Source organism: Micromonospora sp. WMMD712, from assembly GCF_029581295.1.
Lineage (GTDB): Bacteria > Actinomycetota > Actinomycetes > Mycobacteriales > Micromonosporaceae > Micromonospora > Micromonospora carbonacea.
Map to the genome: position 1 here is coordinate 2,299,231 of NZ_CP120743.1, position 16,637 is coordinate 2,315,867.

General features: G+C 76.5%; 10 protein-coding genes. 3 read left to right on the forward strand and 7 right to left on the reverse strand.

Annotated features, from left to right (window positions below; all coding sequences use genetic code 11):
• Positions 1 to 20: 20 nt before the first annotated feature.
• A complete protein-coding gene (locus tag O7633_RS09495) occupies positions 21 to 905 on the reverse strand; it encodes a LysR substrate-binding domain-containing protein (RefSeq protein ID WP_282327397.1) in 885 nt (294 codons plus the stop codon).
• A gap of 125 nt (positions 906 to 1,030) precedes the next feature.
• On the opposite strand from O7633_RS09495, the gene O7633_RS09500 reads away from it, so the two are divergent.
• Positions 1,031 to 1,987, forward strand: a complete 957-nt coding sequence (locus O7633_RS09500) for an FAD-dependent oxidoreductase (protein WP_282327398.1) — start codon at positions 1,031 to 1,033, stop codon at positions 1,985 to 1,987.
• A 31-nt stretch (positions 1,988 to 2,018) separates the two neighbouring features.
• Here O7633_RS09500 and O7633_RS09505 read toward each other — a convergent pair whose 3' ends face one another.
• The 3 genes from O7633_RS09505 to O7633_RS09515 form a co-directional block, all read right to left on the reverse strand.
• The gene (locus tag O7633_RS09505; RefSeq protein WP_282327399.1) at positions 2,019 to 2,870 is read right to left on the reverse strand and encodes a hypothetical protein; all 852 of its coding nucleotides are present in this window, start codon (positions 2,868 to 2,870) and stop codon (positions 2,019 to 2,021) included.
• Positions 2,871 to 2,873: 3 nt separating this feature from the next.
• On the reverse strand, positions 2,874 to 5,420 hold the full coding sequence (locus O7633_RS09510) for an FtsK/SpoIIIE domain-containing protein (RefSeq protein WP_282327400.1): 2,547 nt from the start codon (positions 5,418 to 5,420) through the stop codon (positions 2,874 to 2,876).
• A 192-nt stretch (positions 5,421 to 5,612) separates the two neighbouring features.
• Positions 5,613 to 6,440 (reverse strand): SGNH/GDSL hydrolase family protein, encoded by an 828-nt coding sequence (locus tag O7633_RS09515; protein WP_282327401.1) that lies wholly within the window; start codon positions 6,438 to 6,440, stop codon positions 5,613 to 5,615.
• Between the two features lie 195 nt (positions 6,441 to 6,635).
• Here O7633_RS09515 and O7633_RS09520 point away from each other — a divergent pair, with 195 nt between their 5' ends.
• On the forward strand, positions 6,636 to 8,186 hold the full coding sequence (locus O7633_RS09520; RefSeq protein ID WP_282327402.1) for a M1 family metallopeptidase: 1,551 nt from the start codon (positions 6,636 to 6,638) through the stop codon (positions 8,184 to 8,186).
• Between the two features lie 48 nt (positions 8,187 to 8,234).
• Here O7633_RS09520 and O7633_RS09525 read toward each other — a convergent pair whose 3' ends face one another.
• Both O7633_RS09525 and gltB read right to left on the reverse strand, forming a co-directional pair.
• Positions 8,235 to 9,740, reverse strand: a complete 1,506-nt coding sequence (locus O7633_RS09525; RefSeq protein ID WP_282327403.1) for a glutamate synthase subunit beta — start codon at positions 9,738 to 9,740, stop codon at positions 8,235 to 8,237.
• Positions 9,733 to 14,397 carry a glutamate synthase large subunit gene (gltB, locus tag O7633_RS09530; RefSeq protein ID WP_282327404.1) on the reverse strand — a complete coding sequence of 1,555 codons (4,665 nt, stop codon included), beginning with the start codon at positions 14,395 to 14,397 and terminating at the stop codon, positions 9,733 to 9,735. The genes O7633_RS09525 and gltB overlap by 8 nt, the downstream gene beginning before the upstream one ends.
• 144 nt (positions 14,398 to 14,541) lie before the next feature.
• Here gltB and O7633_RS09535 point away from each other — a divergent pair, with 144 nt between their 5' ends.
• Complete coding sequence (locus tag O7633_RS09535) at positions 14,542 to 15,393, forward strand: GNAT family N-acetyltransferase (RefSeq protein WP_282327405.1); 852 nt, start codon at positions 14,542 to 14,544, stop codon at positions 15,391 to 15,393.
• A 52-nt stretch (positions 15,394 to 15,445) separates the two neighbouring features.
• Here the strand turns inward: O7633_RS09535 and O7633_RS09540 are convergent, their stop codons facing one another.
• Complete coding sequence (locus O7633_RS09540) at positions 15,446 to 16,633, reverse strand: FAD-dependent monooxygenase (RefSeq protein WP_282327406.1); 1,188 nt, start codon at positions 16,631 to 16,633, stop codon at positions 15,446 to 15,448.
• Positions 16,634 to 16,637 lie beyond the last annotated feature (4 nt).

A 16,637-nucleotide genomic window follows, 5' to 3' on the forward strand; every position in this document is an offset into this window, starting at 1 on the left:
CCAGGGTCTCCATCGAAGCGTCAGTCCAGGAGCGCCACGAGGGCGTGGACGGCCGGGTTGGTGGTGTCGCGGTGCCAGGCGAGGCCGACGTCCACCGTGGGGGTCGGCGCGGCGAACCGACGCAGGCGTACCCCCGGCACCTTCAACGCCCGCGCGCGACCGGCGGGCACGGCCGCGACCACGTCGCCCTGCGCCACCGCGCGCAGCAACTGCTCGTCGTCGGGCTCCTGCCGGACCAGCCGGAAGCCGCCGTGCGGCCACACCTGGGCGATGGTCCGGTCGAACATGCCGGGGCCGTTGGCGCGGGGCCACATGACGGCCGGCAGGTCCACCACCTCAGCCCGGGTGATCCGGCGGCGGCCGGTGGCCAGCGGGTGCCCCGCCGGCAGGGCCAGCAGCAGCTCCTCCGTGTCGACGGTGCGGCAGGCGAGCGCCGGCTCGTCGACCGGTGGGCGGACGAACGCCGCGTCGAGCCGGCCGGCGAGCAGCCCGGCGACGTTCGGCGCGGTCCAGGCGGTCTCGGCGACGACCTCCACGTCGGGGTGGGCGGTGCGGAACCGGGCCACCAGGGCGTCCACCGGACCGCCGCGCGCCGACCGGGTGTACGCGAGCCGCAGCCGCCCACCCCGGCCCTGCACCAGATCCCTGATGCGGGCGGTGCCGGCGTCGACGTCGGCGAGCAGCCGGGCGGTCTCGGCGGCCACCCGCCGCCCCACCTCGGTCAGCGTGCAGCCCCGGCTGGTGCGGTGCACCAGCGGCACGCCAAGCTGGCGTTCCAGGGCGCGGATCTGCTGGCTGAGCGCCGGCTGGGCGATGTGCAGGCGGGCGGCGGCCCGGGTGAAGTGCAGCTCCTCGGCGAGCACGGCGAAGTAGCGCAGCCGGCGCAGGTCCGACCAGGCGTCCATCCCCGGATCATAAGCGCCGCTTATCGCCGCCCGCCCGGTTCCGTCTTGGACGTGGTCCCGGCCGGCGCGGCACGATCCGAGGCCACGGCACGACACCGGGCGGGCCACGAGGGAGGGAGCCGGCGATGACGGAGACGGCGGACGTGGTGGTGGTCGGCGGCGGGATCATCGGGTTGACCGCCGCCGTGACCCTCCAGCAGCGGGGCGCGCGGGTGACCGTGCTGGCGGCGGACGACCCGGCGGACACGGTGTCGACGGTGGCCGCCGCCGTGTGGTACCCGACGCACACCGACGCGGATCCCCGGGTGCTGCGCTGGGCGGGCGAGACCCACGCGGAGCTGACCCGCCAGGCGGGGGCGGGCGCGCCGGGGGTGGTGGCCCGGCCGACGCGGATGCTGCTGCGCCACCGCTACGACGGCCCGCCGTGGTGGGCGGCGGCCACCGGGGACCTGGTGGCCGGGGCGGCCGAGCCGCCGTACACGGCGGTGCTGCGGTTCACCGCGCCGGCGGTGGAGATGACGCCGTACCTGGGATGGCTGGCCGGGCGCGTCACCGCCGGCGGGGGGCGGGTGCTGCGCCACCGGGTGCGGGACCTCGCCGAGGCGTTCGACGTCGCCCCGACGGTGGTCAACGCGACCGGGCTGGCCGCCGGACGGCTCGCCGCCGACCCGGCCGTGCACCCGGTGCGCGGGCACCTGGTGCTGGTGGCGAACCCGGGGCTGACCACGTCGGTGCGCGACGAGGACGACCCGGCCGGGATCACCTACGTGCACCCGCGCCGGCACGACGTGGTGCTCGGCGGCACGTACCAGCCGGGGGTGTGGGACACCGGGCCCGACCCGGAGACCGCGGCGGCGATCCGGCGGCGGTGCGTGGCGCTCGTGCCGGAGCTTGCCGACGCGCCGGTGCTCGGCGAGCGGGTCGGGCTGCGGCCGGCCCGGCACGGCGGTCCCCGGGTCGCGGTCGAGCCGGCGGGCCCCGCCGGGGGCCGGCTGGTGCACGCGTACGGGCACGGCGGCGCGGGGGTCACCCTGTCCTGGGGGTGCGCGGCCGAGGTGGCCCGCCTGGCCCTGGACGGCTGACCGCCCGCGCAAGGCGAAACCCAGGCCGGCCTCAGCGCAGCAGGCGGAACAGCACCAGGTAGCCGCAGTAGGCCAGCGGCATGAGCAGCACGCAGGTCACGAAGCCGAGCGGCACGAACCGGGGCGGCGGCCCGTCCGCGCCCAGCGCCGGCCGCCCCCACCGGCCGAGCACGAGGTAGCCGGCGACGAAGCAGAGCACGGGCAGCGCGCCGCAGGTGGCCACGTAGACGGCCCCCGGGCTGGCCACCACGCCCGCGACGCCCAGCAGCACCATCGCCAGCACGACGCCGGCAGCCGCGCACGCCGCGTAGACGGCCAGGGCCCGCGCCAGCGGCGACCACGCCGGCAGCAGCGGCGGCCGACGGCCGACGGTCTCCGTGAGGCCGATCAGCCGGTCGGCCTCGTCGGCGAGCCGCCGCGCCTCGGTCAGCTCCGCGCCCGGGTCGACGCCCCCGGCGCGGGGCGCGGGGACCCCGGCCGCCGCCGGCACCGCCACCACCGCGCCGGTCGTCGTCGCGCCCTGGGGGTACGCCCCGACGCCCGGCCGCCCCGGCGCGGCGGCTGCGCCGCCGGCCCCCGCCGTCCCCGGCTCCGGCGACCCACCGGCCCGCCCGCCGGACGCCCCCGCCCCGGTCCCTGCCGGCGACACCGTCGGCGAGGCGGGGCGCGCGCCCGGGGCGGCCGGCGGGTCGGCGGTGACGCCGGCGGCCCGGCCGAGCTGGTCGAGGCGGTGGGACTGGGCGTCGAGGCGTCGGGTGAGCTGGTCGAGCGTCGCGCGCAGGGCCGAACGGTGGCGGTCGGCGGCGACGGCGTCCCGGTCGGTCTCGCGGCGCTGGTCGGCGAGCTGCCGGGCCAGGGCGGCGTACTCGGCGAAGGTGGCCACGGCTCAGCGCTCCTCGTCGATCTCGTGTCCCGGCCCCGTGAACGGCACGATCAGCCGGGTGCGCTGGTCGTGCCGGTCCACCAGCAGCGCCCGGTCGGGACGCGGGGTGTAGGCGAGGTCGTGCTCGCCCAGGTGCAGCCCCAGCTCCGCGCCGGGGACGTTCAACGCGACCAGGCAGGCGACGTCGTCTCGGTGGTGCGTCCCGCCGAGGTCGTCGGCGAGCCGGCGCAGCCCCCGCCACCAGCCCAGCAGGTGCACGCCGTGGCCGGGGCCCTCGCGCAGCAGGGCGCGCAGGTCGTCCAGGCCGGAGCGGAACGTGGTCGGGTCGGTGCCGGCGAGGGCGGCCGAGGCCGCGTCCGCGCCGAAGACGACCAGGTAGGTGCGGCCACCGGCCGATTGGTCGGTGGCGAGGGCGGCGATCCGGTCGCGCAGGGCGGCCGGGTCGAGCCGCTGCACCGGGTGGCCGGCGGCGGCGAGCGCTTCGGCGGTCGCGTCGACCACCGGGTCGACGGCGGCGACCAGCCCGGCGAGCAGGAACCGGGCCCCGCCGGGGGCGTGCTGCCGGCCGAGGCCCAGCGCGGCGGCGCGCAGCACCTCCGCGCCGACGGTCGAGGTGCCGACCACGGCCACGTGCCGGCCCGGGGTGGCGTCGAGGGTGAACGAGGCGGGGCTGTTCGCCACGTCGACGACGCGGCCCACCAGGGCGACCGGGGGCCCGCCGCCGGGGCGCAGGGCGGCGAGGGCCGGATCGTCGTCGGCCCGCGCCGGATCGTAGCCCCGGAAGACGGTGGGCGCGCCCGAGCCGGCCGGCCGCTCGCGCCACAGCTCGTGGCGCAGCCGGGCCAGCTCGGCGCGGGCCGCGTACGCGTCGGGGAAGCGGGCCACGGTGTCGGCTCCGGCCGCACCGGCGGCGGTGTTGAGCACGGCCGCGCCGATCGGCAGCGCGTCGGCGGCGGTGTTGAGCGCGTCGAGCACTCCCCCGCCGCCGGGCAGGGCCACCCGCAGCGGGAACTGCCCGAAGATCGCCTCGGCGCGGCCGTACAGCGACTCGATGCCGGCGGTGGACTGGCTGGCCAGGACCAGGTGCACCCCGTACGAGCGGCCCTTGCGGGCCAGCTCCTCCAGCAGGTCGACGGCCTGGCGGGCGACGGCGTCGGTGCCGGCGAGCAGCACCTGGAACTCGTCGACGACCGCCACGATCCGGGGCACCGCCGCGTCGCGGGGCAGGTCGGCGAGCTTGGTGACGCCGTGCCGCTTGAGGACGGTCGCCCGCCGGTTCAGCTCCCGGCGCAGCTCCCGCAGCACGGCCAGGCCGTATTCCCGGTCGCTCTCGATGCCGACGACGCGGGCGTGCGGCAGCCAGGACGGGTCCCGCTCGGTGGGCACGAACTCGGTGAAGCTGACGCCCTCCTTGAAGTCGAGCAGCCAGAGCTGGAGCTGGTCGGGGGCGTAGCGGGCGGCCAGCCCGTAGAGGGCGTCGAGCAGGAACACCGTCTTGCCGGCACCGGTGCGGCCGGCGACCAGCCAGTGCGGGGTGGCGTCGTCGAAGGCGACGGTGACCGGCTGCCGCCCGGCCCGGCCGACCACGGTGGACAGGCCGGCGGCGCTGGTCGCCGCCCAGCGGCGGGCCGGCAGCAGGTCGGCGAAGGCGGGCGAGGTGTCGCGGCGGGCGGCGGGGGCGAGGTGCGCGGCGAGGGCGGCCACGGTGGCCGGCGGCAGGTCGCCGTCGAGGACGACGGGGGCGGCCAGCCCGGAGCCGTCGGCGCTGAACGGGTGCCCGGGCGGATCGCCGACGTGGGCGTACCGCTGCATCAGGCGCAGCGCGGTGGCCGCGCCCGGCGGCGGCGCGTCGGAGCCGGCGGGACCCTGCTGGCCGGCGGCGGCGCGGTGGCCGGCGAGCAGCACGCAGACCGCGGCGGACGCCCCGGCGTGGGTGAGCGCGGCGAGCCGGGCCAGCTCGCGGGGGCCGGGCGCGGCGGCGACGACCAGCACCAGCAGCTCGCGGGCGGCCGGGTCGGCCGCCTGGGCGGCCCGGGCGTGCCGCTCGGCGGAGTCGAGCAGCGCGGCGACCTCGGCGGCGGTGGTGGCGGTCGGGGCGAGCACCCCGGCGTCGAGCAGCGGGCGCAGCGGCAGGAAGGTGGCCCCGAAGGCCACCGTGTCGATCCCGGCGACCCGGACCGTGCCGGGCGGGGCGGTGGCGAGCAGCCGCAGCACCACCGCGCGCAGCAGCTCGCCGACGCGCGGGTCACGGGCGTCGGCGTCGACGGTGAGGTGGCAGCCGCCGCCGAGCGGGACGAGCACGGGGAAGCCACCGTCCAGGGTGGTCGCCTCGCCGACGCGGATCGGGGCGGGCGCGCCGGTCAGCGCGGTGACCCCGGGGGCGGGGGCGGCGAGCCGCCCGCCCACGGCGGCCAGCCGGGCGACGACGTCGGCGGCGGTGGGGGCGGCCGGGCCGGGCGCGCCGAGCGACCGGCGGGCCCGGTCGAGCCGCTCGCGGGCCTGCCGATGGGCGGCGACCGCCTGACCGTACGCCGACGCGAGCCTGCCCACCCTCTGTTGCCCCCCACGCGCGATGGCCGTCTGGTCCAGCGAACCCTAACGGACGCGCGGCGGCGTCGGACAGTCCGCCGCGACGGCGCGCGCACCGGCCCCGCCGGGGCGGCCGGCGGGGCCGGTGGTGGGCCGGCGGCGGGGCCTGAGGCGGGGCCCGCCGGCCGCCGGCCGTCTCCGCAGGGCGCGGGGTCAGCCGGTGACGGCGGTGAGCGCCGGCAGGTAGCCCAGCCGGTAGCCGTCGGCCTTCGGGTGGTACGCCTCGATGACGCCGGTGACGTCGTGGATCCACGGCACGGCGGCGCAGACGCCGTGTCCGGCGAAGTAGGGGCGGGCGTCGGCGAAGGTGGCCCCGGCCGCGGCGGCCCGGCCGGCGGTGATCGAGGCGAGCAGGTCGGCGGCCTCGTTGATGATGGTGCGCTTGTAGGCGCTCATCGCCAGCGCGCCGCAGGAGGTCGTCTCGAACAGGCGCGGGTAGCCGAGCACCACGAGCCGGGCGTTGGGGGCCTTGGCGCGGATCGCCGCGTAGGTGCGGTCGAGGCGGCCGGGCAGCTCGGTGGTGGCGAACGCCCTGGCCTCGTCCACCGCGCCCTCGCAGGTGCTGGTGCTGCCGAACCGGCAGCTCGTGATGACGTCGACGAAGCCGGCGTCGTTGCCGCCGATGGTGATGGTGACCAGGGTGGTGCTGGCGCTCAGCGCGTTCACCTGCTTGTTGATCACGTCGGCGGTGACCGCGCCGCCGCAGGCGGGGAACGCGAAGCTGGCGACCTGGTGGGCGGCGGCCCAGAGCGGGGCGTACGACTTGTCGCTGCGCAGGCAGGTGGACAGGTCGTACGGCCCGGCGCCGACGCCGGAGGAGTAGGAGTCGCCCAGCGCCACGTAGTTGACCGCGGCGGCGGCTCGGGCGGGTTTCGCGGCCTGGGCGGCCTGGGCGACGCCGGGGGCGGCCGCCGCGCCGAGGGTCGCGGCGAGCAGTGCGGTCAGCGCGGTCAGGGCGCGGACCAGCGGGCGGTGGGGCATGGGGAACCTCCGCGGGGGCAGGGGTGGTGGGTCCTCGGAACCGCGCGCGTGGCCCAGGGGTGGTGGTTACTGGTCGGTAATGCTATCGAAACATTTCCATCGAGGGAATAGGGCGTGGACCGGCCGCCGGGACACACCCGTTTACATCTGTCGATTAGGTTGGCCGGCGTACACCCGACGGAGGGAGTCCATTCCGTGCGACGCGTTCTCGCGGCGGCCATCGCCGCCCTGACCGTCTCCACCGCCGGCGCGGTCGCGGCCGGCACACCCGGCCACGCCGCCGCCCGATCGGGCTGGGGCCGGCCGGCGGCCGCCCCGGCCGCCCCCGGGCCCGGCAGCCCCGGCCTGGGCGACAGCTACTTCCCCGACTACGGCAACGGCGGGTACGACGTCGACCACTACGACATCCGGCTGCGCTACGAGCCCGCCACCGACCAGCTCTCCGGCACCACCACGATCCTCGCCCGGGCCACCCAGGACCTCACCCGGTTCAACCTGGACTTCGTGCTGGGCGTCCAGTCGGTCAAGGTCAACAACTACTCGGCCGTCTTCGCCCGCGAGGGCGCCCACGAGCTGGTGGTCACCGCGCCCCGCCCGATCGTGTCGGGCCAGTCCCTGACCATCGTGGTGCAGTACGCGGGTGTGCCCTCGCAGACCCGCGTCGACGGCTGGACCGGCTGGACGAAGACGACCGACGGGGCGCTGGCCGTCAACGAGCCCGAGTCGGCCTGGTGGTGGTACCCGAGCAACGACCACCCCAGCGACAAGGCCACCTGGGACGTCTCCGTGTCCGTGCCGACCGGCGTCGAGGTCGTCAGCAACGGCGTGCAGCCCCGGCCCCCGCTGGCCGAGCCCGGCAACCGGACGCGCTGGGGCTGGCGCAGCGCCACTCCGGGCGCGACGTACCTCGCGTTCCTCGCCATCGGGGACTACGACATCGTCACCGACACCGCGCCGAACGGGCTGCCGGTCGTCAACGCGTACAGCACCACGCTGGGCTCGCTCGGACCGGCCGCGCGGGCCAGCATCGAACGCACCGCCGAGATCGTCGACTGGGAGAGCGGGATCTTCGGGCCGTACCCGTTCGAGGCGCAGGGCGGCGTCGCCGCGCCGGCCAACAGCATCGGCTTCGCCCTGGAGACGCAGACCCGCTCGGTGTACGGGTCGGGCTTCTGGCGGCGCGGGTCGAACACCTACGTGGTCGTGCACGAGAACGCCCACCAGTGGTTCGGCGACTCGGTCTCGGTCGCCGACTGGAGCCAGATCTGGCTCAACGAGGGCTTCGCCAGCTACGCCGAGTGGCTCTGGTCGGAGGAGCAGGGCGAGGGCACCGCGCAGGAGTGGTTCGACTTCACCTACGCCAGCTACCCGGCCGACGACGGGTTCTGGCAGGTGCCGCCGGGCGACCCGGGCGCGAACAACGTCTTCGACGACGCGGTCTACGACCGGGGCGCGATGACCCTGCACCAGCTCCGGCTGGCCGTCGGCGACGCGGCGTTCTTCCGCATCCTGCCGGCGTGGACCGCCGCCCACCGCCACGGCAACGGCACGATCGCGCAGTTCCAGGCCCTCGCCGAGCAGGTCTCCGGCAAGGACCTCGACGCCCTGTTCACGACCTGGCTGTTCACCACGGGCCGCCCGGAGCTGACGGCGGGCGGATCGGCGGCCCGCGCCGCCGCCCCGGCCGCCCCGGTCAAGCCGAAGTCGTGGGCGAAGGTCCACGAGGCCCACGAACTGCTGCACTGACACGCCGGCGGGCCGGGACACCAGGTCCCGGCCCGCCGAGCGGGGCCGTCAGCGGGCGGCCAGGGGCTGCCGCGCCGGGTCGACCGGGGCGGGCAGTTCGCCCACCCCGCCCAGGTAGGAGTGGATCGCGGCGGCCGCCGCCCGCCCCTCGGCGATCGCCCAGACGATCAGCGACGCGCCCCGGTGCATGTCCCCGGCGACGAAGACGCCGTCGGCGTCGGTCTGCCAGTCCGGCCGGGCGTCGATCGCGCCCCGGGCGTTGCGGGCCACCCCGAACTGCGCCAGCAGCGGCTGCTCCTCGGTGCCCTCGAAGCCGATCGCCAGCAGCACCAGGTCGGCCGGCAGCTCCCGCTCCGAGCCGGGCACCGCGGTGACGATCCGCCGGCCGTCCTGCTTCTCGACGGTCACCTCGGCGATGCGCACGGCGCGCACCTGGCCGGTGCCGTCGTCCACGAACTCCTGCACGGCGGCGGCGAACACCCGCTCGCCGCCCTCCTCGTGCGCCGGGTAGTTGCGCAGGATCCACGGCCAGGTCGGCCACGGGTCGCGCGCGGCGTCGCGGGCGTGCGGCGGCTCGGGGTACAGGTCGAGCTGGTGTACGCCGGCCGCGCCCTGCCGGTGGGCCACGCCGAGGCAGTCCGCGGCGGTGTCGCCGCCGCCGATGATCACCACGTGCTTGCCGGCGGCGTCGATCGGGGTGCCGTCGGGCAGCACCGCGAGGGCCGGCCGGCCCTCGCCCGCGGCGGCGACGACGCGGTTCGCGGCGACCAGGTGTGCCATCGCCTGGTGCACGCCGCGCAGCGCCCGCCCCGGCGTCTCCGGGGTGTCCCGGCCCTGCAACGCGCCGCAGGCGAGCAGCACCGCGTCGTGCGCCTCGCGCAGCTGCTCGGCGGTCACGTCGACGCCGACGTCCACGCCGGTGCGGAACGTGACGCCCTCGGCCTCCAGCTGGGCCAGCCGCAGGTCGATGTGCTGCTTCTCCAGCTTGAAGTCGGGGATGCCGTAGCGGAGCAGCCCGCCGATCGCGTCGTCGCGCTCGTACACCGTCACGGCGTGGCCGGCGCGGGCGAGCTGCTGGGCCGCGGCCAGGCCGGCGGGCCCGGAGCCGACCACGGCGACCGACCGGCCGGTCGGGGCCGCCGCCGGACGCGGCGCGAGGCCGGCCCGCGCCGCCGCGTCGGCGATCTCCACCTCGACCTGCTTGATGGTGACCGGCTGCCCGCCGCCGATGCCGAGCACGCACGCGGCCTCGCAGGGCGCCGGGCAGAGCCGGCCGGTGAACTCGGGGAAGTTGTTGGTGGCGTGCAGCGACTCCACCGCGGCGTCCCAGCCGCCGGTGCGGACCAGGTCGTTCCAGTCCGGGATGCGGTTGCCCAGCGGGCAGCCGTCGTGGCAGAACGGGATGCCGCAGTCCATGCAGCGGGTGGCCTGCTCGCGGATCAGCGTCTCGCCGGCCGGCGGGTACACCTCCCGCCAGTCGGTGATCCGCACCGGCACCGGCCGGCGCGCGGGCAGCCGCCGGTCGTAGCGCAGGAAACCGTTCGGGTCAGGCACGAGCCACCTCCTGGGCGACCACCCGCGTGGCGGGCGGCACCGGCGCGGCCGGCGCGCTCAGCGCGCTCATCACCGCGTCGTCGACGTCGTGGCCGGCGGCTTCGGCGGCCCGCATGATCTCCAGCACCCGGCGGTAGTCCCGGGGCACCACCGCGGTGAACTCCTCCACCGCCTCCGGCCAGCGCTTCAGCAGCGCCTCGGCGACCGCCGAGCCGGTCTCGGCGAAGTGCCGGTGCACCAGCTCGTGCAGCCGGTCGGACTCCTCGTCACTGAGCGGGGACAGGTCGACCAGCTCGGTGTTGACCCGCCGCTCGTCGAGCCGCCACACGTACGCGGTGCCGCCGGACATGCCGGCGGCGAAGTTGCGCCCGGTCTCGCCGAGCACCACCACCGTGCCGCCGGTCATGTACTCGCAGCCGTGGTCGCCGACGCCCTCGACGACCGCCACCGCGCCCGAGTTGCGCACGGCGAACCGCTCGCCGACCCGGCCGCGCAGGAAGACCTCGCCGGCCGTGGCCCCGTACAGGATGGTGTTGCCGGCGATGATCTGGTCCTCGGCCCGCTCCCCCGGCGCGGCCTCGCCGCCGACGAACGGCGCGGCGGCGTCCGGGCGGACGACGAGCCGGCCGCCGGAGAGCCCCTTGCCGACGTAGTCGTTGGCGTCGCCGTGCAGCCGCAGGGTGACCCCGCTGGGCAGGAACGCGCCGAAGGACTGCCCGGCGGTGCCGCGCAGCAGGAACTCGATGGTGTCGGCGGGCAGGCCGGCCCCGCCGCGGCGGCGGGTGACCTCGCCGCCGAGCATCGCGCCGACGCTGCGGTGCTCGTTGCGCACCGCCACCTCGACCCGCACCGGCGTGCCGTCGGTCAGCGCCGGCTGGGCGAGGGCGATCAGCTCGTTGTCCAGCGCCAGCTCCAGGCCGTGCTCCTGGGCCCGCACGCCGCGCCGGGCGGCGTCGGCCGGCAGCTCCGGCAGGTGCAGGACGCGGCCGAGGTCGAGGCCGTGGGCCTTCCAGTGGTCGATGGCCGGCACGACGTCGAGCAGCTCGGTCTGCCCGATCGCCTCCTCGATCGAGCGCAGGCCCAGCTCGGCGAGGTAGCCCCGGACCTCCTCGGCGAGGAAGAGGAAGAAGTTCTCCACGAACTCCGGCTTGCCGGTGAACCGCTCGCGCAGCACCGGGTTCTGGGTGGCGATGCCGACCGGGCAGGTGTCGAGGTGGCAGACCCGCATCATCACGCAGCCCTCGACGATGAGCGGGGCGGTGGCGAAGCCGAACTCCTCCGCGCCGAGCAGCGCCGCGACCAGCACGTCCCGGCCCGTCTTGAGCTGGCCGTCGACCTGCACGGTGACCCGGTCGCGCAGCTTGTTGAGCAGCAGGGTCTGCTGCGCCTCGGCCAGGCCCAGCTCCCACGGGGTGCCGGCGTGCTTGAGCGAGTTGAGCGGGGACGCGCCGGTGCCGCCGTCGTGGCCGGAGATGAGGATGACGTCGGCCTTGAGCTTGGCCACGCCGGCCGCTACGGTGCCGACGCCGGTCTCGCTGACCAGCTTGACGTGCACCCGGGCGGCCGGGTTGACGCACTTGAGGTCGTGGACGAGCTGCGCCAGGTCCTCGATCGAGTAGATGTCGTGGTGCGGCGGCGGGGAGATCAGGCCGACCCCGGGAGTGGCGTGGCGGGTGCGGGCGATCCACGGCCACACCTTGTTGCCGGGCAGTTGCCCGCCCTCGCCGGGCTTCGCGCCCTGGGCCATCTTGATCTGGAGGTCGTCGGCGTTGACCAGGTATTCGCTGGTCACGCCGAACCGGCCGCTGGCGATCTGCTTGACCGACGAGCGGCGGGCCGGGTCGTGCAGCCGGTCGACGTCCTCGCCGCCCTCGCCGGTGTTGGACTTGCCGCCGAGGCGGTTCATCGCGACGGCCAGGGTCTCGTGCGCCTCGGCGGAGATCGACCCGTACGACATCGCGCCGGTGGCGAACCGCTTGACGATCTCGCTGGCCGGCTCGACCTCGTCCAGCGGCACGGGCGGGCGGACGCCGGTGCGCAGGGTGAACAGCCCGCGCAGCGACCCGGCCTTCGCGGCCAGCTCGTCGACCTTGGCCGTGTACTGCCGGAAGACGTCGTACTGGCGGCTGCGGGTGGCGTGCTGGAGCAGGAAGACGGTCTCCGGGTTGAACAGGTGCAGCTCGCCCTCGCGCCGCCACTGGTATTCGCCGCCGACCTCCAGCCGGTCGGTCGCCGCCGCGCCCGGCGCCGGCCAGGCCAGCGAGTGCCGGGCGGCCACCTCGGCGTGCACGCCGTGCAGGTCGACCCCGCCGATCGTGCTGGGGGTGCCCCGGAAGTAGCGCTCGACGAGGCGGGCGTCCAGGCCGACGGCCTCGAACACCTGCGCCCCGCAGTACGACGACACGGTCGAGATGCCCATCTTGGACATGATCTTCAGGACGCCCTTGCCGAGCCCCTTGACGTAGTTGCGCACCGCCTTCGCCGGCTCGACGCCGGTCAGCGCGCCGGTGGCGATCATGTCCTCGACCGACTCGAAGGCCAGGTACGGGTTGACGGCCGCCGCGCCGTAGCCGATCAGCACGGCCGCGTGGTGCACCTCGCGGCAGTCGCCGGACTCGACGACCAGCGCCACCTGGGTGCGGGTCTGCTCGCGCACGAGGTGCTGGTGCACGGCGGCGGTGAGCAGCAGCGACGGGATCGGGGCGAGGTCGGCGTTGGAGTCGCGGTCGGACAGCACCAGGATGCGCACGCCGTCCTCGATCGCCTCGGAGACGTGCCGGCAGATCTCGGTGAGCCGGGCCTTGATCCCGGCCCCGCCGTCGCGGGCCCGGTAGAGCCCGGAGACCCGCACGGCCTTGAAGCCGGGCAGGTCGCCGTCCTCGTCGATGGAGAGGATCTTGGCCAGCTCGTCGTTGTCGATCACCGGGCCGGGCAGCACGATCTGCCGGCAGCTCGCCGGGCCCGGGTCGAGCAGGTTGCCCTCCGCGCCGATGGTGTGCTGGAGGCTGGTCACCAGCTCCTCGCGGATGGCGTCCAGCGGCGGGTTGGTGACCTGGGCGAAGAGCTGGTGGAAGTAGTCGTAGAGCAGCCGCGGCCGGGTCGACAGCGGGGCGATCGGGGTGTCGGTGCCCATCGAGCCGAGCGGCTCGGCCCCGGTGCGGGCCATCGGGGCGAGCAGGATCTTCAGCTCCTCCTCGGTGTAGCCGAAGGTCTGCTGGCGGCGGCGCACCGAGTCGTGGGTGTAGACGATGTGCTCGCGCGGCGGCAGGTCGCCCAGGTCGATCAGCCCGGCGTGCAGCCACTCCGCGTACGGCTGGGCGGCGGCCAGCTCGGTCTTGATCTCGTCGTCGGAGACGATCCGGCCGGCGACGGTGTCGACCAGGAACATCCGGCCCGGCTGGAGCCGGCCCTTGGCGACCACGGTGGCCGGGTCGAGGTCGAGCACGCCCGCCTCGCTGCCGAGCACCACCAGGCCGTCGGCGGTACGCCACCAGCGCCCCGGGCGCAGCCCGTTGCGGTCCAGCACCGCGCCGACGACCTCGCCGTCGGTGAACGCGACCGACGCCGGCCCGTCCCACGGCTCCATCAGGCTCGCGTGGAACCGGTAGAAGGCGCGCTTGTCGGCGCGCATGTCGGGGTCGTTCTCCCACGCCTCGGGGATCATCATGAGCACGGCGTGCGGCAGGCTGCGCCCGGCCAGGTGCAGCAGCTCCAGGACCTCGTCGAAGTTCGCCGAGTCGGAGGCCGCCGGGGTGCAGACGGGGAACACCCGGCGGATGTTGCCGGGCAGGTTCGGGCTGCGCAGCAGCGCCTCGCGGGCCTGCATCCAGTTGCGGTTGCCGCGGATCGTGTTGATCTCGCCGTTGTGGGCGATGATCCGGTACGGGTGGGCCAGCGGCCACGACGGGAACGTGTTGGTGGAGAACCGGGAGTGCACCAGCGCGATGGCGCTGTCGACCCGCCCGTCGGTCAGGTCGGGGAAGAACTCGGGGAGCTGGTCGGGGGTGAGCATCCCCTTGAACACCATGGTCCGGCAGGACAGCGACGGGAAGTAGGCCGGCACGCCCCGCTCGGCGGTCTCCCGCTCGGCCTGCTTGCGGACGCAGAACGCCACCCGGTCCAGGTCGAGGCCGGACAGCGGCGAGCCGGCCGGGCCGGCGGGGGTGTCGGTGAGCCGGCGGGCGGCCAGGAAGACCTGCCGCACCCGGGGCATCGCCGCCAGGGCGGTCTCGCCGAGGCCGCTCGGGTCGGTGGGCACGTCCCGCCAGCCGAGGACCTCGGCGCCCTCGACCAGGGCGTACTTCTCCAGCACCCGGCGGGCGCGCGCCTCCGCGTCGTCGTCGGTCGGCAGGAAGACCAGGCCGGTGGCGTATTCCCCGGCGGGCGGCAACGGGAAGTCGACGACCTCGCGCAGGAAAGCGTCCGGCACCTGGATCATGATGCCCGCGCCGTCGCCGGTGTTGTGCTCCGCGCCCCGGGCGCCCCGGTGGTCCAGCCGGAGCAGCGCGCCGAGACCGTTGGCGACGACCGAGTGGGAGCGCCGGCCGTACAGGTCCGCCACGAACGCCACCCCGCACGCGTCGTGCTCGTGCGCGGGGTCGTACAGCCCGGCCGCGGGCGGGGCCGACTGCTGGCTGAGAGGGTACGGAAAGGCCACCGGGCCTCCTGTCGTCACTCAGGTTGGATCATGGTCGGGACGACGTCGGCCCTTATGGGTCTATTGAGTCTACGTTAGGGGTGGGCGCGCAAGGCCAGTTCAGATTGATCACACTTCCAGATCCTGGGAAGGTAGTCTCGCGCGGTGGATCACGTACGCGCTGAGACGACCGAGACGTTCGACCGGCTGGAGCGGTTCTACGACGCCGTGCCCCGCGACGTGGCCCGCGCGGAGGAGCACGGCCCCCTCGTCCTGTTCGTCCGGGAAGGCGAGGGATGGCCGTTCTACGCGCGGCCCCGCCTCGACGCCGCCGGGCCGCCCTCCGTGGCCGACATTACCGCAGTGCGCCAGCGGCAGCGGGAACTCGGCCTGCCGGAGGCGTTCGAGTGGGTGCACGAGCGCAACCCGGACCTGCTCGCGGTGGCCCGCGCGGCCGGGCTGACCGTCCTGGAGGCCCCGCTGATGGTCCTCGACCCGGCCGCCCTGGCCGACCCGGGCGGCTTCGCCGCCGTGCCGGTGCGCCTGCTCGACGCGGCCTCCCCCGGCCTCGCCGCCGACGTGGCCGCCCGCCGGGCGGTCGCCGTCGTGGGCTTCGCCGCCGCGGGCACCGCCCGGGGCGACGCCGGCCCGGCGCAGCGGGACGCGGCGATCACCGAGCTGGACGTGGCCGCGCTGGAGGAGGAGCGGGCGCGCATCGCCGACGGCCGACGGCTGTCCGCGCTCGCCGAGGCCCCCGGCGAGGGGGCGCTGGCCAGCGGGATGGCGATGCGGGTCGGCGACACCGCCGAGATCGCCGGGGTGGCGACCCTGCCGGCCGCCCGCCGCCGGGGGCTCGGCGCGGCGGTCACCGCCGCCCTCGCCCACGCGCTGCGCGCCGCCGGCACCGACCTGGTCTTCCTCTCCGCCGGCAGCGAGGACATCGCCCGCGTCTACGTGCGGGTCGGCTTCCGCCGGATCGGCACCGCCTGCATCGCCGAGCCCGCCGCGATCATCTGACGCCGGGCCGGCCGGCGGGGGCGCGCCGTCGGGCCGCGCCGGCCCTGGGCCGTCAGGACGGGGGACGCCACTGCGCGGCGGAGGCCGCCGCGCCGGAGAGCAGGCGGGGACTGATCGCGCCGAGGGCGGCGTCGCGCGCCCGCAGGGCGAGCCGGCCCCGCGCCTGGAGCACCGCCGACATCCGGCGGGTCTGCCGCACCACCGTCGCCGCGCGGGGCCGGCGAAGCCGGTCGTACGCGGCGACCGCGTCCGGCAGGCGCGACTCGCGCAGCAGCGAGGCGAGGGTCGCGGCGTCCTCGAAGGCGAGGCACGTGCCCTGGCCGAGGTGCGGGGGCATGGCGTGCGCGGCGTCGCCGAGCAGCACCACCCCGCCCGGCCCGGCCGGGAAGCCGTACGAGCGGGGCAGCGGGCGCAGCTCGCGGATCTCCTGCTGCACCAGGTCGGCCGGGTCGGTGGCGTCGAGCAGCTCGCCGACCGGCGCGGGCCAGCCGGCGTACCAGCGGCGCAGCAGGGTGAGCTGGGTCTCCGGCGGCTCCGGGCGGGGCGCGCCCGCAGCGGTGGCCACCCAGTAGATGCCGCCCCGGCTCGACGCGCCCGACGAGCCGCGCTCGCCCAGCGAGACGGCCACGAAGCGGTACCCGGCCCCCAGCGTCTCCCCGCCCACGGGCGCGTCGGCCGGCAGCCGGGGCGCGCGGTACCAGGGGATCACCGCCCGCCAGGCGGCGCAGCCGGAGCTGACCACCCGGGACTCGGGGGCCAGCTGCCGGCGGATCTCGCTGTCGGTGCCGTCGGCCGCGACGACCAGGTCGGCCTCGAAGCGCTGCCGGCCGTCGCCGACCGACGGGCGCTGGCCCGGCTCGGCCCGCACCGTGCGCACCGACACGCCGGTGCGCAGCTCCACCCGCTCGCCGAGGCCGGCGATCAGCGCGTCGTGCAGGTCCTCCCGGTGCACCACGACGGGCATCCGGTCGGCCGGGGTGGGGCGGGGCTGCACCAGCCACTGCCCGTCGGGGCGGCGCACGCCGCCGTCGGGCAGCGGCGTGGCGATCGCGTCGAGCCCCGCGCCGAGGTCGAGGGCGCGCAGCGCGCGTACCCCGTTGGGCCAGAGCACGACGGCCGTCGGGTCCGGGCGGACCCGGTCGGCGCGCTCCAGGAGGGTGACCTGCCAGCCGGACCGGGCCAGCGCGCCGGCGACCGCCAGGCCGCCGATGCCGGCGCCGACCACCACCGCGGTACGCATGCCG

Bases quoted from the DNA above. Each gene is read 5' to 3' on its own strand.
- O7633_RS09495 (WP_282327397.1), bottom strand. From the start codon at position 905: ATGGACGCCTGGTCGGACCTGCGCCGGCTGCGCTACTTCGCCGTGCTC.
- O7633_RS09500 (WP_282327398.1), top strand. From the start codon at position 1,031: ATGACGGAGACGGCGGACGTGGTGGTGGTCGGCGGCGGGATCATCGGG.
- O7633_RS09515 (WP_282327401.1), bottom strand. From the start codon at position 6,440: ATGCCCCACCGCCCGCTGGTCCGCGCCCTGACCGCGCTGACCGCACTG.
- O7633_RS09540 (WP_282327406.1), bottom strand. From the start codon at position 16,633: ATGCGTACCGCGGTGGTGGTCGGCGCCGGCATCGGCGGCCTGGCGGTC.